Origin of the sequence: Actinomyces procaprae (assembly GCF_004798665.1) — a bacterium.
Classification (GTDB): Bacteria; Actinomycetota; Actinomycetes; order Actinomycetales; family Actinomycetaceae; genus Actinomyces; species Actinomyces procaprae.
Genome location: NZ_CP039292.1, coordinates 1,722,070 through 1,747,035, shown reverse-complemented (window position 1 = coordinate 1,747,035; position 24,966 = coordinate 1,722,070). Strand labels below are relative to the sequence as shown.

Annotated in this window: 14 protein-coding genes, 2 tRNA genes and 1 pseudogene; 9 read left to right on the top strand and 8 right to left on the bottom strand. The window is 69.4% G+C overall.

Annotation, left to right across the window (positions count from 1 at the left end; all coding sequences use genetic code 11):
• Positions 1-32: 32 nt before the first annotated feature.
• Both lpdA and E4J16_RS06970 read right to left on the bottom strand, forming a co-directional pair.
• Positions 33-1,442, bottom strand: coding sequence for a dihydrolipoyl dehydrogenase (lpdA, locus tag E4J16_RS06975; RefSeq protein WP_240038343.1), 1,410 nt, complete (start codon positions 1,440-1,442; stop codon positions 33-35).
• A gap of 162 nt (positions 1,443-1,604) precedes the next feature.
• The gene (locus tag E4J16_RS06970; protein ID WP_136313615.1) at positions 1,605-3,164 is read right to left on the bottom strand and encodes a leucyl aminopeptidase; all 1,560 of its coding nucleotides are present in this window, start codon (positions 3,162-3,164) and stop codon (positions 1,605-1,607) included.
• A gap of 103 nt (positions 3,165-3,267) precedes the next feature.
• Here E4J16_RS06970 and E4J16_RS06965 point away from each other — a divergent pair, with 103 nt between their 5' ends.
• Positions 3,268-3,747 (top strand): hypothetical protein, encoded by a 480-nt coding sequence (locus E4J16_RS06965; protein WP_136313614.1) that lies wholly within the window; start codon positions 3,268-3,270, stop codon positions 3,745-3,747.
• Here the strand turns inward: E4J16_RS06965 and E4J16_RS06960 are convergent.
• Both E4J16_RS06960 and E4J16_RS06955 read right to left on the bottom strand, forming a co-directional pair.
• The gene (locus E4J16_RS06960; protein WP_338028880.1) at positions 3,742-5,250 is read right to left on the bottom strand and encodes a chloride channel protein; all 1,509 of its coding nucleotides are present in this window, start codon (positions 5,248-5,250) and stop codon (positions 3,742-3,744) included. The two genes, E4J16_RS06965 and E4J16_RS06960, sit on opposite strands and share 6 nt — an antisense overlap.
• 441 nt (positions 5,251-5,691) lie before the next feature.
• Positions 5,692-7,698, bottom strand: a complete 2,007-nt coding sequence (locus tag E4J16_RS06955) for an alpha/beta hydrolase family protein (protein ID WP_136194406.1) — start codon at positions 7,696-7,698, stop codon at positions 5,692-5,694.
• Between the two features lie 224 nt (positions 7,699-7,922).
• On the opposite strand from E4J16_RS06955, the gene dxs reads away from it, so the two are divergent.
• From dxs to E4J16_RS06930, 5 genes and pseudogenes are all read left to right on the top strand, one after another.
• Positions 7,923-9,962 (top strand): 1-deoxy-D-xylulose-5-phosphate synthase, encoded by a 2,040-nt coding sequence (gene dxs / locus E4J16_RS06950; RefSeq protein WP_136194407.1) that lies wholly within the window; start codon positions 7,923-7,925, stop codon positions 9,960-9,962.
• Between the two features lie 421 nt (positions 9,963-10,383).
• The gene (pflB, locus tag E4J16_RS06945) at positions 10,384-12,504 is read left to right on the top strand and encodes a formate C-acetyltransferase (protein ID WP_136194408.1); all 2,121 of its coding nucleotides are present in this window, start codon (positions 10,384-10,386) and stop codon (positions 12,502-12,504) included.
• A 77-nt stretch (positions 12,505-12,581) separates the two neighbouring features.
• Positions 12,582-12,827, top strand: a complete 246-nt coding sequence (gene grcA2, locus E4J16_RS06940) for an autonomous glycyl radical cofactor GrcA2 (RefSeq protein WP_136194409.1) — start codon at positions 12,582-12,584, stop codon at positions 12,825-12,827.
• Positions 12,828-12,850: 23 nt separating this feature from the next.
• The gene (gene pflA, locus E4J16_RS06935; RefSeq protein ID WP_136194410.1) at positions 12,851-13,729 is read left to right on the top strand and encodes a pyruvate formate-lyase-activating protein; all 879 of its coding nucleotides are present in this window, start codon (positions 12,851-12,853) and stop codon (positions 13,727-13,729) included.
• 788 nt (positions 13,730-14,517) lie between these two features.
• Positions 14,518-15,887 (top strand): annotated as a pseudogene (locus E4J16_RS06930) (IS256 family transposase).
• 329 nt (positions 15,888-16,216) lie between these two features.
• On the opposite strand, the gene E4J16_RS06925 reads toward E4J16_RS06930, so the two are convergent.
• Both E4J16_RS06925 and E4J16_RS06920 read right to left on the bottom strand, forming a co-directional pair.
• Positions 16,217-17,473, bottom strand: a complete 1,257-nt coding sequence (locus E4J16_RS06925) for an HRDC domain-containing protein (RefSeq protein WP_136313613.1) — start codon at positions 17,471-17,473, stop codon at positions 16,217-16,219.
• A 29-nt stretch (positions 17,474-17,502) separates the two neighbouring features.
• Entirely contained in the window at positions 17,503-18,057 is a 555-nt protein-coding gene (locus E4J16_RS06920; RefSeq protein ID WP_136194434.1) for a DUF3000 domain-containing protein, read from the bottom strand.
• A 231-nt stretch (positions 18,058-18,288) separates the two neighbouring features.
• On the opposite strand from E4J16_RS06920, the gene E4J16_RS06915 reads away from it, so the two are divergent.
• A complete protein-coding gene (locus tag E4J16_RS06915) occupies positions 18,289-19,425 on the top strand; it encodes a lipid II:glycine glycyltransferase FemX (RefSeq protein ID WP_136194412.1) in 1,137 nt (378 codons plus the stop codon).
• 66 nt (positions 19,426-19,491) lie between these two features.
• Here the strand turns inward: E4J16_RS06915 and treY are convergent, their stop codons facing one another.
• Positions 19,492-22,026 (bottom strand): malto-oligosyltrehalose synthase, encoded by a 2,535-nt coding sequence (gene treY / locus E4J16_RS06910; protein ID WP_136313612.1) that lies wholly within the window; start codon positions 22,024-22,026, stop codon positions 19,492-19,494.
• The gene (gene glgX / locus E4J16_RS06905; RefSeq protein WP_240038341.1) at positions 22,023-24,560 is read right to left on the bottom strand and encodes a glycogen debranching protein GlgX; all 2,538 of its coding nucleotides are present in this window, start codon (positions 24,558-24,560) and stop codon (positions 22,023-22,025) included. Before glgX ends, treY begins: the two co-directional genes overlap by 4 nt.
• Positions 24,561-24,743: 183 nt before the next feature.
• Here glgX and E4J16_RS06900 point away from each other — a divergent pair.
• Together E4J16_RS06900 and E4J16_RS06895 are read left to right on the top strand one after the other, a co-directional pair.
• Positions 24,744-24,816 (top strand) — tRNA-Gly (locus tag E4J16_RS06900).
• A 1-nt stretch (position 24,817) separates the two neighbouring features.
• A tRNA-Val gene (locus E4J16_RS06895) sits at positions 24,818-24,889 on the top strand.
• The last annotated feature ends 77 nt before the right edge of the window (positions 24,890-24,966 follow it).

Sequence of the window (24,966 nt, the reverse complement as noted above, 5' to 3'; positions counted from 1 at the left end):
AACGGTTAGGTGACCGACCGGAGCGGAACCGGTCAGCCGTGGTTGTGCAGTGGCCTGCCGGCCAGGGCCATGGCCGCCTCGCCGATGGTCTCGTTCTGCGTGGGGTGGGCGTGCACCAGGGCGGCGACGTCGTTCGCGTCGGCCTCCCAAGAAACAATCAGCTGGCCCTCGCCCACCTGTTCCCCCATGCGGGCGCCGATGGCGTGGAATCCGAGGATTGGTCCGTCCTTGAGAGCCACCAGCTTGACGAAGCCCTGGGTTCCCAGGATCTGGGACTTGGCGTTTCCGGCGACGTTGAACTCACTGGTGACGATGTTCTCGGCGCCGTGAATCTCAGCGGCGCGCGCCTGCGAGAGTCCGACCGAGGCGATCTCGGGCTCGCAGAAGGTCACCTTGGGGACCTTGACGTCGTCGACCGGGGCGGGGTCGAGACCCGCGATGCGCTCAGCGACGGCGATGCCCTGCGCGAAGCCCCGGTGTGCCAACTGGACGCCGGGAACAATGTCGCCCACCGCCCACACGCCGTCAACGTTGGTGCGGCCGTGGGCGTCGGCGAGGACGAAACCGCGCTCCATGGCCACGCCTACTTCCTCGTAGCCCAGGTTCGCGGTCGCCGGGCCCCGGCCGACGGCGATGAGCAGCACCTCCGCGTCAATGGCCGCGCCGTCCGCGGTGTGTACCTTCACGCCGCCGTCCGTGCGCTCGACGGACTCGAAGCGGGTGCCCACCTTGAATCCGATCCTGCGCTTGCGGAAGGCGCGCTCCAACTGCTTGGAGATCGCCTCGTCCTCATTGGGCACGAGGTGCGGCAGGGCCTCAATGATGGTGACCTGCGCGCCCATGGAGGCCCAGGCCGAGGCGAACTCCACCCCGATGACCCCGCCGCCCAGGATCACCGCGGACCCGGGCACGTGATCGAGCTCCAGTGCCTGCTCGCTGGTCATGACGGGGCCGGCGATCTCCTGTCCCACGGTCTTGGGGTAGGAGCCGGAGGCGAGCACCACGTTCCGGCCCCGGTAGCGGCGGCCCGCCGCCTCCACGGTGTCGGCTGCCACCAGGCGGCCCCAACCGTTGACCAGGTCAATGCCGCGCGAGGAGACCAGCCCCTGCAGGCCCTTGTACATGCGGCTGACAATGCTGTTCTTGTATTCCTGGACCGCGGGCATGTCGATACCCTCGAAGGCGGCCCGCACGCCGACGGCGGTCGCCTCACGCACCGCGTCGGCGGTCTCCGCCGAGTGCAGGAGTGCCTTGGTGGGGACGCAGCCGCGGTGCAGGCATGTGCCGCCCACCTTGTCGGCCTCGATCAGTGCCACGCTCAGACCGAGCTGGGCGCCGCGCAGCGCCGCGGCGTAGCCACCCGATCCGCCCCCGAGCACGACCATGTCGTACACGCGTCCTTCGGGGGTGCTCATCCCATCAACTGCACTGGCATCGGTCATTTGTACACTCCTTGTCGGTGGCGCGAACTGCGGCGCTGACGTATTGGCCTTGAGCATCGGCGCCCTGCGGCGGGCGCAGTCCCGCAAGCGGGGGACCTGAGTCCCAGACAGCCTACGGCATGACCCGCTGCAAGGCCCATCCCTCGGGGCGTGTTCGTCCGCTCAGTGTGAGCTGCCGCCACCATCCTGGGCGCGTGCCTCCAAGAAGGTCAGCAGAGTCGCCACGCCGAACCCGGTACCGCCCTGCGGGGTCAGTCCCCAGGCGGCCTTCTCGTTATAGGCGGGGCCGGCGATGTCGAGGTGTCCCCACGGCGTGGTCCCGACGAACTGGCGCAGGAACAGTCCGGCCACCAGCATGCCGCCGGCCCGGTAGCCCATCGTGGCGTTGCGCAGGTCGGCGAAGGGGGAATCCAGATTGGAGCGCAGATACTCCGGCAGCGGCATGGGCCAGAAGTCCTCGCCCGCGCGCTCGGCCGCAGTCACGACCTCATCGCGTACCGCCCCCATCACGGCGCCGGTGCGTTCACCGAGCGCCACGATCTGGGCGCCGGTGAGGGTGGCGACGTCGAGCACCGCGTCGGGTCCCTCCGCTACCGCCGCCGCCAGGGCGTCGGCCATGACCAGGCGACCCTCGGCGTCCGTGTTGGTGATCTCCACGGTGGTTCCGTCGAACATGGTCACAATGTCACTGGGACGCTGCGCCGAGCCTCCGGGCAGGTTCTCGGCGAGGGCGAGCCACGCGGTCACCTTCACCTGCACGCCCAGGCGCGCCGCGGCGAGTGTGGCGGACAGCACCGTGGCCGCCCCGGCCATGTCGGACTTCATGGACGGCATCGACGCCGGGGGCTTGAGGGAGAGGCCGCCGGAGTCGAAGGTGATGCCCTTGCCCACCAGTGCGACATGCGCGACACCGCGACGTGCCTTGGGGGTCCACTCGACTCGGACCAGGCGGGGAGGATGGGTCGACCCCTGGCCGACCCCGGCGATGCCGCCGAACCCCTCCGCCTCCAGCCGCTTGTGGTCATACACCTCGATGTCCAGGCGCCCCCGACCCCGCCCGACGGCGTCCACGGCCCGCCGGGCATGATCGGCGAAGGCCGCGGGGGTCAGACGTGCGGGCGGGTCATTGACCAGGTCCCGGGCCCCGGCGACGGCGTCGGCCAGGATACGGGCGCGTTTGACGACCGGCGCGGCCGGGTCCTCCGCATTGCGGCGCAGCAGTGGGCGGCGGCCCTGGGCGAGCTCGGTCAGTACCGTCGCGCGCGCCAGGGGAGCGGTGGCAGCGGGCACCCGCCGTGACCACGCGTAGGCGCCCTCCAGCGCCCCCTCGGCGACCGCTGCCAGGGCCTCGGCGGTGTCGGCCGGCAGCGCGAATACGGCATGGTCGGTTCCCGCCAGGTCGCGGGCAGCCCGCCCCGCCGCGCGTCTGAGGGCATTGGCGTCGCATCCGTCACCGGTGCCGACCACCAGTACGGTCGGTGGGAGCGCTCCGGGTTCGTCAAGGCCGAGTGCAGCTGCGGGCACGCGCACGAGTGTGTCGAGCGCACCGGTGAAGCCCAGTGAGGGCAGCAGCGCCGCCAGGGCTGACCACCCCGGGTGCGTGCTCGGGAGGGCATTGGAAGTAAGCGGCTCCGGGGCGTCCTCGCCGGAACGCACGGCCAGAACCAGCACATCACCGCCCACGGCGGACGGTGGCAGGCTGGAAGTCATAATCTCTGTCATGCGGGGAATGGTAACGTCGCAGGGTCGGCTACCGGCCAGGGCGCCGCCCGGCTCCGTCGGCCCGAACCACGGGCCCGCAGTTCAACACGAGGTCAGCTACTGCATGGATGAGTCTTCCCAGCCGCGGGCTCTGAATGACACGCGCCGTCCCGCGCACGGCTGGGGGCGTGCACTCGTCGGAGTCTTCGCGATCTTCGGCGTGGTGGTCCTCGCTCCCGCATTCGTCGCCCTCGCCCGCGCGGGCGAGGGCAGTCGGCTGCCGGCCGCGCTCAGCGTGCTGGCAGGACTGGTCTACCTGGTACTGGCGGTCGCCGTGGCGCACAATGGTCGGCGCATGCGCCGCGTCGGCTGGGCGTGCCTGGCGGTTGAGGTACTGGGCCTGCTCGCCGTCAACGCCTCAGGCCTTGCCGGCACCGCCTGGTCGCAGTGGGGCGCGGCGCTGTGGTACCTGCCGGTGCTGCTGCCGCTGGTCGGCGCCGTCCAGCTGTGGCTGGCGGATCCGCGCCGCATCGTCACCAACGCCGAGCGCATCACCGATATCTCTGACACCATTCAGGGGACGGTCCACCGCGACCGCTCATGATCCGACCCCGTTGCCCCGGCGCGCTCGACGGCGCCGCATCCACGCCTGCGTGCGCGAGCCGAAGGAGGTGCGCTGCTCAGCGGCCGCGACGGCACGCCGCTGCTGCCGGTACAGGCGGCGCACCATGTCCTCCTGGCTGACCCAGCCGACCAGGCGCAGTTCGCCGTCGCCGTCCGCGATCGGCTCGGTCACCGGCACCGCCTCCAGATGGGACTCGATCAGCGTCTCCAGCACATGCGCCACGTCGTCGTCGACGGTGACGTGAACCCGGTCCAGTGGCAGTTCAATCACCCGTTCCGGGCGCTCGCCGTCGGTGCGCGAACGCGCCTCAGCGACGGCGACGGCGGAGACGCAGCCGCGCCACCGCGCGCCCGTGCCGGCCCGGGTTCGGGCACCCGCCCGGGCGAGGGGAGTACTGGGAACGACGACGGGTAGGCGGGGCACGCCGGCGGCCCGTAGCGCCTCCGCGGCCTGAGCCAGCGAGCTGTTGGCCGCCAGGACCGCCGGGGGCTGGTTCATGACGCCGCGTGCGGTCGCCCGCCCGATCAGTGTGGCGTGAACCGGGTCGTCGATGTCGTGGCCCCGACGGCGCAGCTCCTCGGTGTAGATCGTGGTACGGGTCAGGAACCGGCTCATCGTGGTTGACAGTGCCACCGCCAGCATCAGTGGCAGCAGCAGACTGTACTGGCCGGTCATCTCAATGATCAGGACGGTGCCAGTGATCGGCGCCCGCGCCGCACCGGAGAAAACGGCCCCCATGCCGATCACGCCGAATACGGCGGCCGCGTCGGGGCTGCTCGGAGCGAGCGCGGTCCCGTAGGCCGCGCCCAGGGCGGCACCGATGAACAGCGAGGGCGCGAATACGCCGCCCGCCATGCCCACCCCCAGCGTGACCGAGGTGGCTACGATCTTCGCCGTCGCCAGCCCCAGCAGCGCCGCCGCCGTGTAACCGCCTCCCAGTGCCCGATCCAGGACGGCGGCGGACTCCCCGTACATCTCCGGGGCGGCCAGGAGCAGCGCGCCCACCAGCAGTCCACCGACCCCGGGTCGGAGCCAGGCCGGTAGCCGCAACCGGTCGGCGACGGCGCCGAGCGCGTCGGCCACCAGGTACCTGCACCGGGAGAAGCCGACTCCGACCGCGCCGCCCAGCACCCCGAGCAGCGCCACCCACAACAGCTGGGCGTCGCCCCCAAGGTCGAGGGCCGGCAGGGACAGGGACAGCGTGGTTCCCAGCAGGTGGTGGGACAGCACCGTGGCGGACACGCAGGCCAGCACCACGAAGGCGAAGGCGTCAACGGTGAAGTCCATGAGGATCACTTCCAGGGCGAAGAACGCCCCGGCCAGCGGGGTGTTGAAGGCGGCGGCGATCCCCGCCGCGGTGCCAGCGGCCGCCAGTAGGCGCACCGAGCGCCGGGGGAGGCCCAGACGCCTCCCGAAGACGGTGGCCGTGGACGCGCCCAGCTCGGCGATGGGGCCCTCGGGACCCACCGAGCCGCCCCCCACCAATGGTCAGGGTGGCTGCGAGTACCCCCGCCGCGGCCGGACCGGGCGCCACGGTCCCGTCCGAGCGGCGTGCCGCCCAGATCACCCCCGAGACGCCGTGGCCGGTGGTGTTGGTGCCCAGGCGGTGCATCAGCGGTCCGACCGCCAGACCGGAGAGCACCGGTGCGGCCACCACGAACCAGGGTCCGAGCGCGGCCAGAGCACCCGTCGAGGCGCCCAACGCCGCGGTGTAGTCGGTGGTGCCGGTCAGTACCCGGGTCCACAGGTCAATGCCCATCCGGAAGACGACTGCGCCCGCCCCCGCCGACAGGCCGGTGAGAACCGCCAGGATGAACAGTCCGGTGCGGTGGTAGCGCAGCAGGCCCAACGCCCGGGACCGGAGCCGGCCGGTGGCCGCCCGCCACGGCGCGCCCACTGCCGCCTCCACTCCCAGCGGCGCCGTCAGCGGTCGAGGTTGTCGACTCGCAGAACCGCGCGCTCGGTCGCCGGCGACTCCAGGCCCCAGACCTGGGCGTAGAAGCTCAGCTCATCCTGGAGGGCGCGGTGGACGTTGGCGGCGAGGTTGAAGCCGTGGCCCTCGCCCTGGAACACGTCCAGGGCGACCGGTAGGCCCTTGGCCTTGACGGCCTCGTACATGCTGGTGGCCTGCACCGCGGGAATGATCGGGTCCGCGCTGCCCTGCAGCAGTAGCAGCGGGGCGTGAATGTCGTCGATGTGCAGTAGCGGTGACCTCTCCGCGTACACGGGAGCGTCCAGGTCGTCCTCACCCACCAGCCGCTGGATGTAGTGCGACTCGAACTTGTGGGTGGTGCGTGCCAGCTGGGCCAGGTCGGCGACCCCGTACAGGGATGTGCCGGCGCTGAACACGTCGGAACGGACCAGCGCGGCCAGCGCGGTGAAGCCGCCGGCGGAGGCGCCGCGCACCGCGATGCGGGCCGGGTCCACCTTGCCGGAAGCGGCCAGGAACTGGGCGCCGGAGACGACGTCGTCGACGTCGTACACGCCCCACTTGCCGTTGAGCAGACGGCGGTAGTCAGAGCCGTATCCGGTGGAGCCGCGGTAGTTGACGGCCAGGTAGGCGAATCCGCGGCTGGTCCAGAACTGGATGCGCAGGTCGTAGCCGGTGCGGTCCATCGCCGTGGGACCGCCGTGCACGCCCACGATCAGGGGCGGCAGCTCATCGTCGGGGCCCGTATAGGCGGCGGAGGCCGGCGGGTAGAAGAAGCCGTGTGCGGTGGCGCCGTCCGTGGTGGGCCAGGACAGGGGCTCCGCGAAGGAGATGCCGACGTCGTATGCGTTGAAGTCGCCCGAGCCCCGGAGGACCTCCACTTGGCGGCCGCGCACCTCAACGATGCTCGGCAGGTCGGTCTCGCTGCCGGCGAGCATGACCACGCGGCCCGCGGAGGAGGCGACGTTGCCCAGCGGCTGCCAGCCCACGTTCCACTCCTCCAGCTCCCCGTTGGACAGCTTCACCGTGCCCAGGTGCCAGACGCCGTCGCGCGCCCAGGAGGCGATCAGGTGCTCGCCGTCGAGCACGTCGAAGTGGTGCGGTCCCAGAATCCACGCGGGGGAGGTGAAGGTCGCGTCGACCGGGTACAGGGGACGGGTGCGCAGGGACTCGGTCCAGCCCTCCCGGTTGGTGCCGCGGCGGGGGAAGCCCTCGGTGCGGTACAGGTTCCAGAAGCCGGAGGCGTTGGAGACGTGCACGAGCTCGCACTCCTCGGTCCAGCGCGGCTCGGACACCGAGTAGCCGGAGCCGCCGTCGACCACCGTCTGGGAGCCGATGGTGCCGTCCGGACGCAGGTCGCCAACGTGAAGCGAGGCGTTGTCCCACGGCATGTCGGGGTGGTTCCAGGTCATCCAGGCCAGGTGCTCGCCGTCGGGGGACAGCGTGGGGGAGACCACGAAGTCGGTGCCGGACACGATCGTCTTCACGGCGGAGTCGTCACGAGCCGCCGAGCCGTCCAGCGGAATCGCCACCAGCGAGTTCACCGCCTCCCCATCGCCGCGATGGTCCTCGCGCACCGCGTACACCAGGGCGCGGGCCGTGTCGATCTCGAGGTCGCCGTGACGCACATCACCGTAGATGGTCAGCGGTACCAGGCCGCGCATGCGGTGTGCGACGTCGTAGCGGTACAGCCGGCCGTCCCCGGCGTGGGACACGACGATGATGCCGGAGTCAACCGCGTAGGCGCGGCCGCCGTACTCATGCACCCGGGTGCGGGCGTCCACGAGCTCGTCGGAGGGAGTCAGCGGCAGAACCTCACCGATCTGGCCGTCGCCGTCACGGCGCAGCAGCACCTGGCGCCCGGCCTGGGAGGCGCGCTGCTCCACCCAGTAGGTGTCTCCGCCGTCGACGCGCACCTGCGACAGGGAGAGGGTGCGGGTGGTGATGGTGCCGGGTGTGATCGGCGAGGGCCAGGTCCCGTACGGCGCTGTCGTGCTCATCGTTCCTCCTGAAGGCGGTGCGGTGGGTGCGCGCCCGGCCGACGGGCGGTGCACGCGTTCCGGTGCCAACCCTACGTGTTCTTGCGGCGTCCGGCGCCGTCCGGCGCGGGTCGTGGCGGCGGTGCCTGGTCGATATGCATATGCTGAGAGGCAGTGCCGACGGCTCGCCCCGACGCCGCGGCGGTCCGGAGCGCCGGAGACCAGGACGAGGAGGAGCCGCACCGATGAGCGAAGACACTGCTGTGGTCGGTGCGGAGGACCGCGGGGCGGACCGGCCCGTGCTCCTGCCCGCCACGCCGCTGCTGTCCCGCATCAGCAGGCCCGCCGATCTGCGTGGCCTGACCAGTGAGGAGATTGAGGAGCTCGCGGCCGAGATCCGCCGCTATCTCGTGGCAACGGTGGCGCGCACCGGCGGGCACCTGGGGCCCAACCTGGGAGTCGTGGAGCTGACCCTCGCGCTGCACCGCACCTTCCGGTCGCCGCGGGACACCATTGTCTTCGACACCGGCCACCAGGCCTATGTGCACAAGCTGCTGACCGGCCGTCAGGACTTCAGCAGGCTGCGCGAGCGCGACGGCGTCTCGGGATACCCCTCCCGGCAGGAGTCGGTGCACGACGTCGTCGAGAACTCCCACGCCTCCACCGCGCTGTCGTGGGCGGACGGCATTGCTCGCGCCAACCACCTGCTCGGGCACGACCGACGGCACATCGTGGCGGTCATCGGGGACGGCGCCCTGACCGGGGGAATGGCCTGGGAGGCGCTGAACAACATCGCGGACTCCGCGGACAAGCATCTGGTGATCGTCGTCAATGACAATGGCCGCTCTTACGCCCCCACCATCGGCGGCCTGGCGCATCACCTGGACGCGCTGCGCACCAATCCCGGCTATGAGCGCATGCTCGCGGGCGTCAAGCACACCCTGCTCGCCCAGGGCGCGCCCGGCCGCGCCGCCTTCGAGGCGCTGCACGGACTCAAGCGCGGGCTGAAGGACATCCTGGTGCCCTCCGCGTTCTTCGAGGACCTGGGGATCAAGTACACGGGGCCGGTGGACGGGCACGACGAGACCGCGCTGGAGTTCGCCTTCACCCGTGCTCGCGAGTACGCCGAGCCGGTCATCGTGCACGTGATCACCCAGAAGGGCCGCGGCTACACCCCAGCGGAGAAGGACACCGCCGACCGCTTCCACGCGGTCGGGCGCATCCACCCGGAGACGGGCCTGCCGGTGGTGCCCTCCCGGTTCGGCTGGACGGCCGTCGTCGCGCAGGAGCTGGTGGATCTGGCCCGCGCCGATGAGCGGATCGTGGGCATCACGGCGGCCATGCAGCAGCCGGTGGGACTGCAGCCGCTGGCCGACGCCCTGCCCGAGCGCGTCGTCGACGTCGGGATCGCCGAGCAGCATGCGCTGACCTGCGCAGCAGGCATGGCCTTCGCCGGAATGCACCCGGTGGTCGCCCTGTATGCGACATTCCTCAACCGCGCCTTCGACCAGGTGCTCATGGATGTGGGGCTGCACCGGGCGGGCGTGACCATCCTGCTGGATCGCGCCGGCATCACCGGTACCGACGGTGCCAGCCACAATGGCATGTGGGACATGGCGCTGCTGGCGCACGTGCCCGGACTGCATCTGGCCGCGCCCCGCGACGAGGCCACCTTGCGGCAGGCCGTGCGGGACGCGGTCGGGGTGGACGATGGCCCCACGGTGGTGCGCTACCCCAAGGGCTCACTCCCGGCGCCCTTGCCCGCGGTGCGTACGGTGGGGGAGGAGGACGGCCCCTTCGGCGCGGTGGATGTGCTGCTGGAGCCGTGCGCCGAGTCGGCCCCGGTTCAGGGTGGCACCGCTTCGGGCAGTGCGGGTGAGGCAGCTGGCCGACTGCTGCTGGTCGGCGTGGGTGCAATGGCGGGTACGGCCCTCGACGCGGGGCGGCAGCTGGCTGCCGAGGGCCTGGACGTGCGAGTGGTCTGCCCCCGCTGGCCGGTTCCCGTTCCCCTGGCGCTGGTGGCCATGGCTCGGGACGCGCACGGCGTGCTGGTCGTGGAGGACGGGCTCGTGGAGGGCGGTGTCGGCTCGCAGCTGCGTGACGCCGTTGAGGATGCGGCGCTCGCCGAGGGAGTGGGCGCGGTGGCGCGGGTGGCCCGGCTGGGCGTGCCCAGGCGCTTCCTCCCCACCGGGGCGCGCGAGGAGCTGCTGGCGGACTTCGGGATGGACTGCGGAGGGATCTGCGCGGCCGCCCGGCGCCTGGCGGGCGGGGCGCAGCGGCCGTAGGACGGCGGTCCCAGATGTGGGGTGGGGCGCGGCGGGTTCCGCGCGGAGTGCGAGGGCGATGGTGCTCGGGGCGGATGCGTCGCGCCGGGTGACGTGTCCCGGGAGGGCGGCGTCTGGGTGGTGGCCGTCACCCGGAGTCGTCGAACCGGCCGTGAATCGCGGGGATTCTGCCCTTCCTTGCTGTCATGAGCCGGTGGTGAGGACCTGGGGTGAGTCCCCATTGAGGTGGGCCTAAAGTCCTAGGCTAGTGATGTCTTGAGGCTACCTGTGAGTGATCACACCGGGGCGGCTTCGGCTGACCTTACACAAGCCGGGACGTCTGGCCTAGGCTTGAGTCGACGGCGCAACGATGTACCGCCACGCCCCACAAGGGCGCAAGCAAGCGAGTGGCCGCGGCCACTCACCCTATAGGAGGGCACGGATGACAACCGAGGTCACAGCATCCGCCACTGCGGAGGAGACCACCAGCCACGACGCGTGGGAGGGCTTCACCGCGGGCCCGTGGACCGAGGATATCGACGTCCGGGACTTCATCCAGCGCAACTACACGCCTTACACCGGCGATGCCTCGTTCCTCGCCGGCGCCACCGACAAGACCCTGCGCCTGTGGGACACCCTGGAGAAGAACTACCTGTCGGAGGAGCGCAAGGTGCGCATCCTCGACGTCGACACCCACACACCGTCTGACATCGACGCATTCCCCGCCGGCTACATCAGCGAGGACGACGACGTCATCGTCGGTCTCCAGACCGACTCCCCGCTCAAGCGCGCCATGATGCCCAACGGTGGTTGGCGCATGGTCGAGCAGGCGATCAAGGAGGCGGGCAAGGAGGTCGACCCCGAGGTCAAGAAGATCTTCACCCGCTACCGCAAGACCCACAATGACGCGGTATTCGACATCTACACCCCGCGCATCCGGGCCGCACGCAGCTCTCACATCATCACCGGCCTGCCGGACGCATACGGCCGCGGTCGCATCATCGGTGACTACCGCCGCGTCGCCCTCTACGGCGTCGACCGCCTCATCGAGCTCAAGCAGAAGGCGAAGGACGCCGTCGCGGACAAGCCCTTCTCGGAGCACTGGGCCCGTTACCGTGAGGAGCACTCCGAGCAGATCAAGGCCCTGAAGAAGCTCAAGAACATGGCCGCCTCCTACGGCTTCGACATCTCGGGGCCCGCCAAGGACGCCCACGAGGCCGTGCAGTGGACCTACTTCGCCTACCTCGCCTCCGTGAAGTCCCAGGACGGCGCGGCCATGAGCATCGGCCGCCTGTCCGCCTTCCTCGACATCTACTTCGAGCGCGACCTGAAGGCCGGCGTGATCGATGAGTCCCGCGCCCAGGAGCTCATCGACAACATCGTCATGAAGCTGCGCATCACCCGCTTCCTGCGCACCACGGACTACGACCAGATCTTCTCCGGCGACCCCTACTGGGCCACGTGGTCGGACGCCGGCTTCGGCGAGGACGGGCGGCCGCTGGTCACCAAGACCTCGTTCCGCCTGCTGCAGACGCTGCGCAACCTCGGCCCCGCCCCCGAGCCGAACATCACCATCTTCTGGAACGAGGACCTACCCAAGGGCTACAAGGACTTCTGCGCCCTGATCTCCATCACCACCTCGGCCATTCAGTACGAGGCCGACGAGCAGATCCGCGAGCACTGGGGTGACGACGCCGCCATCGCCTGCTGCGTCTCCCCGATGCGCGTGGGCAAGCAGATGCAGTTCTTCGGTGCGCGAGTCAACTCCGCCAAGGCGCTGCTGTACGCCATCAACGGCGGGCGCGACGAGATGACCGGCAAGCAGGTCGTCACCGGTCTGCCCGGGATCGAGGGCGACGGCCCGCTCGACTTCGACGAGGTGTGGGACAAGTACGAGAAGATGCTCGACTGGGTGGTCGGCACCTATGTCGAGGCCCTGAACATCATCCACTACTGCCACGACCGCTACGCGTATGAGTCCATCGAGATGGCGCTGCACGACTCCGAGATCGTGCGCACCATGGGCTGCGGCATCGCCGGGCTCTCGATCGTCGCCGACTCGCTGAGTGCCATCAAGTACGCCAAGGTCACTCCGGTGCGCGATGAGACCGGCCTGGTGGTCGACTACGTCACCGAGGGCGACTTCCCGATCTACGGCAACGATGACGACCGCGCCGACGATATCGCCGCGACCGTGGTCCACACGATCATGTCCAAGATCAAGGAGCAGCCCTTCTACCGGGACGCCATCCCGACCCAGTCCGTGCTGACGATTACCTCCAACGTCGTCTACGGCAAGGCCACCGGCTCCTTCCCGTCCGGCCACCAGAAGGGCACCCCGTTCTCCCCGGGAGCCAACCCGGAGAACGGCATGGACACCCACGGCATGGTCGCCTCCATGCTGAGTGTCGGCAAGCTCGACTACAACGATGCCCTTGACGGCATCTCCCTGACCAACACGATCACGCCCCAGGGCCTGGGCCGCACGCTCGACGAGCGCGTTTCCAACCTCGTGGGCATCCTCGACGCCGGTTTCGTCCCCGACGACTGCGCCGAGGTCTGATCCCGCCGCCCAAGCGGGCGCGGGCCACCAGACCATCCGAATACACATTTCACTCACACATCAGAAAGGGGCCTGCTATGGCCACATATGAGGAGCGCCTGGAGTCCATGAAGGCTCAGCGTGACGACAACGGCGGGGTCAAGGGTCTGTACCACGCCAACATCAACGTGCTGGACCGCTCCACCCTTGAGGACGCCATGGAGCACCCGGAGAACTACCCCAACCTGACGGTTCGCGTCTCCGGCTACGCCGTCAACTTCGTCAAGCTGACCCGCGAGCAGCAGCTGGACGTGCTCAACCGCACCTTCCACGCCGGCGCCTGAGCCGCAGCGGGTGAAGGACTCAGATGGCTGAGACCATCACCCCGGAACAGGCGGGCGGCCGGGACCAGGACTTTCTGGCCCCGGCCGCCCGTCTGCGCGGGGCCGGAATCGGTGCGCTCGAGGAACTCACCGACCTTGAGCGTTCAGAGCGCCTGGCGCGCATGCGTGAGGGCACCCTTGGGTCGATTCACTCTTGGGAGCTGGTGACTGCGGTCGATGGACCCGGGACACGCATGACGATTTTTCTCAACGGCTGCCCGCTGCGCTGCCTGTACTGCCATAACCCGGACACGTTCCTGATGCGTGACGGGGAGCCGGTCGAGGTCGATGAGATTCTGCGTCGGATCAGGCGCTACCGGAATGTCTTCAAGGCGACCGGGGGCGGTATAACCCTGTCAGGCGGTGAGGTCCTCATGCAGCCCGCCTTCGCCGACCGGATCCTGTCCGGGGCGAAGGCCATGGGCATCCATACCTGCATCGACACCTCCGGTTATCTCGGGGCCAACGCCTCGGACGAGATGCTGGACAACATCGATTTGGTGTTGCTCGATGTGAAGAGCGGGGATGAGGAGACTTATAAGCGAGTCACCGGCCGGGAGCTGGCTCCGACCATCGCCTTCGGGGACCGGCTCGCCGAGAGGGGTATTGAGACCTGGGCGCGCTTCGTCCTGGTCCCAGACCTGACCGATGATCCTGAGAACGTTGAGAACGTGGCTCGGATTGTTGAACGGTGGCGGCCGGTGGTCTCCCGCGTGGAGGTGCTGCCATTCCACCAGATGGGCACCGACAAGTGGGACGCTCTCAAGCTGGAGTACCGGCTCAGGGACACCCGCCCGCCAGAGCCGGAGCTGGTTGAGTCGACCCGTGAGATCTTCCGCGCACACGGATTCACGGTTCACTGACTGATGCGCGACGACTAATGTGCATTGACTGATCCCGCCATTGACTGATCCCGCCGATGCGCCGGCCGAGCCCGATTCTGGGCTCGGCCGGCCTTCTTGTTCGCGTTGTCGGCGCGAGTGTGCGGTGCGGGTGTGCCGGTCGGGTGGCTGTCCCAGCCCTTGCGCGCCCGGCGGCCTGCTTCGGGCTTGGGTCTGATGCCTCGGCGGTTGTCCAGTGCGCTTGGGTCCTGCGCCGCCCTGGTTGGACCGCTTACTTCCCGTTGGACCGCTTCCGCCCCGTTGGACCGCTTATTTCCCGTTGGACCGCTTCCGCCCCGTTGGACCGCTGTAAACGGCGGCTACGGCGGTCCAACGGGGGTGCAGGGGTCCAACGGCGGGACAGGGGTCCAACGGGGGCGCAGGGGTCCAACGGCGGGACAGGGGTCCAACTGGAGGGCTCGACGACGACGCACACAGACACCTGACCGCGCACCGCCACTCGAGCACTCACGCAACCGGACCTGGCGGCCCCGGCGAGTGTGGTGGCCGCGCCCACCACGGGTTATAGGCTCTTCGCGATTGCGGGGTGTGGTGGTTCGGGCTCGCGGGTGGTCGTGTTCGGGCGTCCGGGCGGGGTCGGTGTGGGGCTTGTGCGGACGTTTTCGGGCTGACGACGACGTCGCAGGCGGCGGGGACGTCCTCGGGGCGGCGTCACGGACGTAGAGCGAGCTGGGATCGAGACCAGGGGTAGTCGTTGGGTGGGCGTGTTCAATGGTCTGTGTAAGCCCTGATTGAGAGGACTGACCCTGATGAGTGTGACTGATAAGGAGAAGACCGCCCCGTGGGAGACTGCTCCAACTGGTAGTGGTGTGGCCCAGGAGCTGGCCGCCTCTGGTGCGTTGGATGACCTGTTTGAGCAGGCCCGGGTCCGGCAAGGTGGAGCTCACTGGTGCTGACGGTCTGCTGCCGGCGCTGTTGAAGGAGGCGCTGGAGCGGGGCCTGCAGGCGGAGCTGACCGATCACCTGGGCTACGAGAAGGGCGAGCCGGCCAAGGCCGCCCGCGGTAACGCCCGTAATGGCACCACGACCAAGACGATCGACTCGGAGGTGGGCTCCTTCGAGACCCGTGGTCCCCCGGGACCGGGCCGGCTCGTTTACGCCCCGCCTGGTGCGTAAGGGCCAGCGGCGCATGGACGGCCTGGACTCGATGATTGTGAGCCTGTACGCGGGCGGTATGACGGTGCGGGAGATCCGCCACCACCTGGAGACCACCCTGGGGGCGGGTGCTGTCGGCCGGGGGCGATCAACACAGGTCACCGACGCGGTGTGCGATGCGGTCATGGAGTGGCAGAACCGACCCCTGGAGGAGTTCTACCCGGTCATCTACCTCGATGCCATCCGCATCAAGGTCCGTGCCGACCACCGCGTGACCACCAGGTCAGCCCACATCGCCGTAGGGGTCGATATGGACGGCTATCTTGCACGTGCTGGGCATCTGGGTCCAGGGGCGAGGAGGGTGCCTCCTTCTGGGCGCACGTGTGCGCGCAGCTGGCCAACAGGGGCCTCAGGGACGTGCTGATCGTGTGCTGCGACGGACTGACCGGCCTGCCCGAGGCGATCGAGGCGACCTGGCCCAACTCCCTGGTCCAGACCTGCGTCGTGCACCTGATACGCGCCTCGATGCGGTTCGTGGCCTATGGGGACCGCAAGCAGGCCTGCTAAAGCTCTCAAGCCCGTCTACACCGCCCCCAACGAGGAGGCCGCCCTGGAGGCCCTGGCCGACTTCGCCGACCAGTGGAGCAGCAAGTATCCCGAGGCGGTGGCGACCTGGGAGAGGGCCTGGGAGCGTTTCACGCCGTTCCTGGCGTACTCCGGCCGATGCTGCGCCGGGTCATCTACACAACCAACTCCATCGAGTCGCTGAACTACCAGCTGCGCAAGGTGTCCAAGAACCGGGGCCAGTTCCCCTCCGACGAGGCCGCCGCGGGAGCTGTTGTGGCTGGCCATCTGCAACATCGAGGACAAGCGCGCCAGAGAACGGGACAAGGAGAAGAACCTACCCGCCAGCAAACGCAAGGCCAAGGGCCGCATGGTCGAAGGACAAGTCACCACCAACTGGAAACAAGCCCTCGCCCAGCTCGCCGCCGCCTACCCCGAACGAATCCGCCCCTACCTGTAACAACAACCCGCTTACACAGAAACCTTGACAGGCTCCGTTGGGTACGCCCCTTCGGCCTCTGCTACGCCTGTTCGACCTCTGCTGGAGGGCTCAGAACTCTTCAGCAGACACCTAACCGGAGTAGTAAACACCGAACCGGCGTAGTCGACGAGGTCAGCGCACAGCATGCTGGCGAGCCGACTCCCGGCTTCATCCACACCCTCAAACGCAAAGCGCCTCAAAACTGGGGTCATCCGGCGGAACGTGTGTGCGGCTCGGGCGTGCCCAACGCGATCACGGATCGCCTGCCATGTGCGTGTGGCAGGCGGTCGGGATCGTGGGGCAGGAGCTCAGGACAGGGCCGCCGACAGGGGGCCCGCCGCCTGCTCCACCTGCCAGGGCCGGGCGCCCAAGGCCTCCAGGCGCGCGGACACTGCGGCCACGGACACGTCGACGTGCTCGCCCAAGGCCAACGCCTCTCCGACATCCCAGGAGAGGTGTCGCTGCGCATCTGTGCCCAGCAGAAGCTCGTGGGGCACCCGCAGCTCCTCGGCGCGCGCACGGACGGTGCCGCGCACCCGCTCCAACACCGCGGCGGACTCGGGATGATGCCGGGCCCACGACCGCGGCTGCGGCAGCTCACCGGGAGCCAGTGGTGCATGCAGTGGCGGAAGCTGATCCTCGGGCAGCGACAGCGCGCGCTCCACCGCCCGCCACCACAGCTCCTGGTGCTGGCGCGCAGAGCGTGAGGAGAACTCTCGGATGGATGCCAGGCGCCGTCGCGACGACGGCTGGGCGACGGCGGCCGCCACCAGCGCACGATGGGGCAGGACCTTCGAGGGAGTCACGTCCAGCTCCCGTGCAAGTTCCTCCCGCGCGGTCCACAGCTCGCGCAACACGGCGAGCGACCGGGGTGTGCGAACGGCTCGGCCTGAACGCGGCGTGCGCCGCCAGGGATCAACCCGGGGCGGCCGCTGGGGGCGGACGCGCTCGTGTTCGAACTCCTGCGCCGCCCATTCGGCCTTGCCGGAGGCTTCGAGCTCCTGGGCGAGTGCCGCGCGCAGGGGGAGGAGCAGCTCGACGTCGAGCGCCGCATAGGTCAGCCAGGACTCCGGAAGCGGCCGGGTCGACCAGTCGGCGGCCGCATGGTCCTTTGCCAGACGTAGGCCCAGCGTCTCCTCAATTACGGCGCCCAGCCCCACGTGTGCACGTCCGAGCAGTCGCGCCGCCAACTCGGTGTCGAACAAGGAGGAGGCCCTGAGCCCGAGCGCCGCCAGGCAGGGCAGGTCCTGGTCTGCGGCGTGCAGCACCCACTCCGGCCCGTCGAGGACGGAGGCGAGGGCGGACATGTCTCCTGCGCCGAGCGGATCGATCAGTACTGTTCCCGCGCCCTGTCGGCGCAGCTGCACCAGGTAGGCGTCCTGCCCATACCGGAATCCGGAGGCGCGCTCGGCATCCACCGCAATCGGCCCGGTGCCCGCAGCCAGTGCAGCGGCCGCATGCGCCAACGCCGCCGGCGTGTCGGTCACCGGGGGAAGCCCCTCCGCCGGACGCCGATAGGCGACTACGGCGTCGTCAGGAACGGGGGAGTCGGTCGTGCCGGGCACCCTCACCGGCACTGGCGTGGAGCGGCCGGTCACCGGGATGCCCCCGCCAGGCCCAGGGGCACAGCGCTCTCCGGCTCGTTCCCGGCGGTGAGGTGAATGAGCTCGTACCAGGCCAGAAGATGCGGGGACAGATCTGGTGTTGACGGCGTCCAGGAGGAACGAATCTCCACATGGGCGCAGGCATCCGTCAGTTCCAGGCCGCCGAAGGTGTCTGACAGCACCCGGGTCACTGTGCCCACCAGGGCGTGCCTGCCGGCACCCGCATGGTCGAGCGCATCGGTGAGCCAGGACCAGGCCGCGGAACCGAGCAGCGGGTCGGTGCCGATCTCCTCGTCCACTCGCGCGCGCACCATGACAACCAGACGGAAGTCACCGTCCCAGGCGGCCTGCGTCGCGGGGTCGTGCAGCACCACGAAGCGACCGGATGCGATCGGTGTGCCCGCCTCCGTCTGCACGGTCTCCGCCGTCAAGGCCGCAGCGTAGGGGGCCAGCCGCGCCGGCGCTGGGACCTCCTGAAGGATCAGGCCGCGTGGCCGGGCCGGGATGCGCAGCGACTCCAGGGCAGTGCGGAAGCGCTCCGGCATAGTGGGCGCAGCCGGTTCACGAGGCTGCACGCGAGGAATGTCTGGCACTGCTTCAGGCTACCGGCGGATATGCACCGCACATGTTGCCACGCCGATCCCGCGCGCCGACACGTCTCACCAATGCAACCGCCCCGTAGCCTGGACTCGTGGTCTATCGTGAGACCGGCCGACGGGCTTCGCTCGCGGCGGCGAGACCACACCAGCTATGAAGACAGGACAGGAATCGACTCCATGACCTTGCCTGAGAACGCCAGCCCGCTCGCATCCCGCGGCTCCATGCGGCGCATCGACTGGGAGACCTTCCGCCGCATCGCAGAGGACGCCGCCACCACGCTGCCGATCGAGCAGACCTCAGCCTGGGACGCCTTCGATGCTGCGATGGACGGACGGGAGCCGTGGGGACGGCTCGTGTACGAGACCGCCGACGGCACTCCGCGAGCCCTGATCGCGCTGACACGCATGGATGTACGCGGTTTCCCCTATCTGTGGGCGCGGCACGCCCCGGTGTGGCTGGGCGCGGAGCCGACCGCCGCCGAGGAGGCGGAACTGCGGGAACTGCTGGTTGAGGGAGTGCGGTTCCACGACCCGGCGATCGTATTCGTCCGGCTGCACTTCACTCACCCCGACCCCGGGCTGCGTGAGCTGCTACAGACCATGGCCTACGACCACACCGTCATCCTGGATGTGGACCGCGCCGACGACGAGGCCTTCCTGGCCTCCTTCAAGCCCCGCGGACGCCGTGACGTGCGCAAGGCGCTGCGCAACACCGAGCTCACCTACCACGATGAGACGGACAAGGCTGAGGAGGTCTTCGGGGAGCTGTACCAGATCCTCCTGGAGACGGGCGACCGGGACGGATTCCATGCCGCTCCTGAGGAGACCTACCGCACCATGCTGCGCACCCTCGGGCCGGACCACTGCCGGCTGTACGTGGCGCGCCGTGGTGGCGGCGAAGCGCTGGCCTGGAGCATTGACACGGTGTGGGGCGACGGCGCCGGACGCTACTACGCCGCCTCGACCGCGGAGGGGCGGCGGGGACGTGCCGCCGATGCACTGCTGTACAAGGAGGGCTGCTGGCTGCGTGAGCGCGGCGTGCGAACCTGGGACCTGATGGGTGCCGGCTCCGAGCGGACACCCGAGCTGAACGGCGTCGGCTCCTTCAAGGGCAAGTTCACGCCCGACGGGACCGTGGCCATTCCCGGCCCCTGGGATGTGCCGGTGCGGCCGCGGGTGTACGGCTCCCTGGTGAGTGCCCTGACGTTCAAGCACCGGGTGCATTCGGGCACCGCCCGGCTGCGTGAGCGCCTTGGCTCCCTGCGCGGCGGCCGTGACGGCGCCGACGAAGCGACTGCCGACGGTAACGAGTAGCCGCAGGACCCGGCCGGGCAGGGCTTGGCGTCGGCACGCCCGGGCCGCGCCGCGCCCGCCCGGCGCTCAGGACCGGGCGGCGCGTGGACGGGCGAGAATGGTCACGGCCTCGTCCCCGACGACGTCGGCAAGCAGCCTGGTGCCGCCGACGACGTCGTCCCCGGTGAGCACATCGGTCCAGGTCCCCCGTGGCAGCACGATCGTGTGACTGCCCCAGCCGCCAAGCCGCTCGAGGCGGCGGCCCAGGCGTCGCACCACCACAACGACGTCGGCCTCGTCATCAAGCAGGCGGGCGTAGGCGAAGGCGCAGGCGGTGGTTGTCGGCAGCGGCAAGTAGCCCGAGCGCGCACCGACGAAGGTCTCCGGCCTGTCCGCGCGCAGTCGGCACAGCCGGGCGGTGAGCCGCAGCTTGGCCTCGTCCACCGTCAGCTCGGCACCGGCAGGCGCCTGCGAGTCCCGCTTCAGGGCGGCACCCAGTCCGGTTTCCCCCGAGTAGCGCACCGGGCGTCGGTTGTCCGGGTCCACGAGGCTGGTGCGGGTCACCTCGCTGCCCTGGTAGACGTCGGCGACCCCGAGCCAGGTCAGGGTCATCGCCTTGTTCGCTAGAATCGTGTCACGCACGGCCCTGGAGGTCAGTGCGGCGAAGTCGTTCATCTCCTCGGCCACGTCCGCCCGGTTCAGCAGGGCGCTCGCGTACTCGGCCAGCTGGCCCTCGCGCTCGGCGTCCGGCGCCGTCCACGTTGTCCAAGACTTCTGCTCGCGGGCGGCCTTGATCAGGTACGCCCCCAGCCGTTCGCCGTCGATCGGGTCACCCGAGGTGGGAGCCCAGGTTCCCCACAGCGTCTGCCACAACAGGTTCTCCGTGCACCCGTCCAGGTCGGCGGGTCGCGCATCCGCAGTCAGGTCGCGCAGCCGGTGGACGACCTCCGCCCACTCGGCACTGTATGAGGCGAGCACGTCGATGCGTGCGCGTACGTCCTCGCTCCGCTTCGTGTCGTGTGTGGTGGAGGTGACCATGGTGGCGGGCCAGGCGTGCTGCACGCGCTGTGCCCAGGCGTGCGCCTCATCCGCGGGCAGGGCGAAGCCCGCGGGGTCCCCGCCGACCTCGGTCAGGCTGGTCAGGTGCGTCCACCGGTAGAAGGTGGTGTCCTCCACACCCTTGGCGGTGACGGCGCCGCACACCTGCTGGAATCGGGTGATGATCTCGGCCCGCTCGGGCGTGTCGGAGGGCTCGCCTGCACCGACCTGCTCGCCCAGCAGTATTGCCACCACCAAGTCGAGCGTCGGGAACTGGTCCGGGGACAGGCGGGTGCGGGCACGGTCGGCGGTCTCCCGCAGGACACGGGCCTGCTCCTCCTCGGCCTGCCTTCCAGGAACCACGTAGGCGCGGTAGCGGTCGGCCGCCACCAGCAGCTCCACGACGCAGGCCCGCAAGTCCCGGAAGGTGTGGTCGGACAGATACAGGTCCCGGGAGGTGATCGTGTGCAGCAGCTCCACCAGGCGGTTGACCTCCGAGGCCAGTGAGCCGGAGATGATCTCCCGCTTGGCGTCACTGGATACACGGGTGTAGTCGATCGGTACGTTCCCGGTCAGCTCCCGCATCAGCGCCCCCAGGTTGCGGGCTCCGGCGGGGTCGACCTGCAACTGGTCGATGCGCCAGGCGGCGTCATATCCGGTCGTCCCGGCTGCGCGCCAGCTCGGTGGCAGCAGTTCGTCGGGGGCGAGGATCTTCTCGGCCGCGATCCAGGCGCCGCCGGTCGCCTGTGACAACCGGTTCAAGTATCCCTCCGGGTCGGCCAGGCCATCGGGGTGGTCCACGCGCAACGCGTCAATCGTGCCTGCCTCAAGCAGCTCGAGGATGAGCGCGTGGGAGCCGGCGAACACCTCCGGGTCCTCCACGCGCACGGCCGCCAGCGTGGCGATGTCGAAGAAGCGCCGGTAGTTGAGCTCCTCATCGCCGACTCGCCAGTAGGCGAGCCGATAGTGCTGACGGCGCAGAAGCTCCGGAAGCGGCAGGTCGTGCGTGCCGACGGCGAGTGGGAACACCTGGTCGTAGTAGCGCAGCACCCACTGCTCGTCGCGCTCGGGCTCGGTGGGAATGCTAATGCGCTCCACGGTGAGCTCACCGTCGGAAAGCACCTTGCCGATGCGCTGCCCGAGCACCGGCAGCAGCAGCTTCTCGCCGCGGGGAGCATCGAACCAGGCGGCGTACGGCGATGCCGGGCCGTCGCGCAGCACCGACCACAGGGGCGGGTTGTGCCAGATCGGCGTCGGTACCGACATGTGGTTGGGAACGATGTCCACCACTATGCCCAGTCCGGCTGCGTGAGCGTCCCGGGCCAGGCGCTCCAGGCCCTCCCGACCGCCCATCACTGCACTGATATGGGTGTGGTCGACGACGTCGTAGCCGTGGGTGGAGCCAGGGCTGGCGGCGAGGATGGGGGAGAGGTACAGGTCGGTTACGCCGAGCTCGCGCAGGTAGGGAAGTAGTTCCCGCACGTCGTCGAAGGTCAGGGCCTCACCCAGCTGCAGTCGGTAGGTGGTCACCGGGGTGCGGCGGTCAGGTGAGGGCAGGTGGTGGTTCGAGGCGGGGGCGGTCATTCGGATCCTCCTGCTGCCGGCGTCGATTCAGATTCCGGTGCTGATTCCGATTCCGGTGCCGGCTCCGGTGACGTGGTCATCCGCTCCGTCGAGGCGGCAGGCTCGGCGGCGGTCGGCTCGGAGTTGTCGCTCGTCGGCTCGGTGGCGGCGCTGACAGGCGCCTGCGCGACGACGGTCCTCGGTATCTCGCGAGGCTGCGGCACCTCCACCGGCTCAGGCGCAGGGACGGAGATGAGGAACAGCATGGAGTGCGCCTCCACGGTCACCTGCTGACCGGCTGCGGACTCCTCACCTGAGCCGGTCGAGACCTGCTCCGGGCGCGGCGCGGCCGTCGGTGCCGTGTCGAGTACCGTGCGCCACCGCGGCGAGTGATCCGGGCCGGGCAGGGTGAACACAATGTCCTCACTGGAGGCGTTGAACAAGGCCAGGAAGGAGTCATCCGTGATGCGCTGCCCGCGCTCGTCCGGCTCGTGAATCGCATCGCCGTTAAGGAAGACCGTGATCGCACGGGCGTACCACGTGTCCCAGTCCTCATCGGTCATGCGGGCACCGGAGGGGCTGAGCCACTCGATCTCGCCGAGCTCGGACTCGCCGCCGTGGCCGGCCTCACCGGTGAAGAAGCGCCGTCGGCGCAGCACCGGATGGTCCCGACGCAGGCGAATCATGTTGCGGGTGAAGGCGAGCAGATCCTCCTGCTCCTCAGTCAGGTCCCAGTTGAGCCAGGTGATCTCATTGTCCTGGCAGTAGCCGTTGTTGTTGCCCCCCTGGGTGCGGCCCATCTCGTCGCCGTGGCAGAGCATGGGCACGCCCTGGCTGAACATCATCGTGGCGATGAAGTTGCGTACCTGCCTGCCCCGCAGCGCCAGCACCTCGGGGTCATCCGTGGGGCCCTCGGCGCCGCAGTTCCATGAGCGGTTGTCGGAGGCGCCGTCGGCGCCGCCCTCACCGTTGGCCTCATTGTGCTTGTGGTTGTAAGAGACCAGGTCGTGCAGGGTGAAGCCGTCATGGGCGGTGACGAAGTTGATGCTGGACACGGGGGTGCGGCCGGAGCGCTGATACAGATCGGAGGAGCCGGTGATCCGGGCGGCGAACTCGCCCAGGGTGGACGGCTCTCCTCGCCAGAAGTCGCGCACCGTGTCCCGGTACTTGCCGTTCCACTCGCTCCACAGGGCGGGGAACTCGCCCACGTTGTAGCCGCCCTCGCCGACGTCCCACGGTTCAGCGATGAGCTTGACCCGGGACAGGATCGGGTCCTGGTGGATGATGTCGAAGAACGCGGACAGCTTGTCGACCTCGTGGAACTGCCGGGCCAGGGTGGAGGCCAGGTCGAAGCGGAATCCGTCCACGTGCATCTCCGTCACCCAGTAGCGCAGGGAGTCCATGATCAGCTGGAGGACCGCGGGGGAGCGCATCAGCAGGGAGTTCCCGGTGCCGGTGGTGTCGAAGTAGTGGGCCTGGTCGCCGTCCACCAGCCGGTAGTAGGCGGCGTTGTCGATGCCGCGGAAGGACAGGGTCGGCCCCAGGTGATTGCCCTCCGCCGTGTGGTTGTAGACCACGTCCAGGAGTACCTCGATATCGGCCTCATGGAAGGCCTTGACCATGGTCTTGAACTCCTGGACCTGCTGGCCGTCGGCGCCGTGGGCGGCGTAGGCGTTGTGCGGGGCGAAGTAGCCGATGGTGTTGTATCCCCAGTAGTTCGACAGCCCCTTGTCCTGCAGGAAGGTGTCATTGACGAACTGGTGCACCGGCATCAGCTCGATGGCGGTGATGCCCAGGTCCTTGAGGTGCTCGATCACGGCCGGCTCCGCCAGGCCCGCATAGGTGCCGCGCAGGTGCTCCGGGATGCGCTCGTTGAGCTGGGTCATGCCCTTGACGTGCGCCTCGTAGATGATCGTGTTGTGGTACTCGTGGCCGGGCGGACGGTCATGGCCCCAGTCGAAGTACGGGGAGACCACCACCGAGCGCATGGTGGCCGACGCGGAATCCTCCTGGTTGCGGACCGACGGATCGTCGACGTCGTAGGAGTAGAGCGCGCGGGACCCGGTCACCTGGCCGGAGATCGCCTTCGCGTAGGGATCCAGGAGAAGCTTGGAGGAGTCGCACCGGTGGCCGGCCGCCGGGTCGTAGGGGCCGTGCACTCGATAGCCGTAGTGCTGGCCTGGCTGCACGGACGGCAGGTAGGCGTGCCAAACGTCGGCGTCCTCCTCCGTCAGTGGGATGCGGGTCTCCCGGCCGGCGTCGTCGAACAGGCACAGGTCTACGGCCTGCGCCGCCGAGGAGTAAAGCGCGAAGTTCGTGCCGGAGCCGTCGTAGTTGGCTCCCAGCGGGTAGGGCCGCCCCGGCCAGATGGACCGCTCCGGGTCCTCAGGTTCCTCCGCGGGCTGTGCCTCCTGCGCGGGCTGTGCCGCTTGCGCGGGCTGCGCCGCTTGCGCGGGCTGCGCCGCTTGCGCGGGCTGCGCCTCCGAGGGGACGGCGTCAGGCTGTATTGCTGCTTGTTCCGGTGAGTCCGCGGAGGGGGTCGGGCGACTGTGCATGGGCTCAACTGTGCCACGGATTGACGCCCCCGTACGGGAACCGTGCAAACAACTTCGCCTCGGATGGCCGCTCGCCGGGCACTCGGTCCGGGCGAGCTTCGCCACATGGCGCCGGGTCGATTTGTCAGCCTCGGGAGCACTCTGCTAGTTTTCTCGAGTGGCTCCCGCAAGGGGGCGACGCATGCGGATGTGGCTCAGTTGGTAGAGCATCACCTTGCCAAGGTGAGGGTCGCGGGTTCGAGTCCCGTCATCCGCTCGGGCGATTGGCGCAGCGGGAGCGCGCTTCCCTGACACGGAAGAGGTCACTGGTTCGATCCCAGTATCGCCCACTGGTAAGGCCTCGGACCGGACGGTCCGGGGTCTTCGTTTCTAATACGGCCCATCCCGGGTACACCAGCAGGAGGTT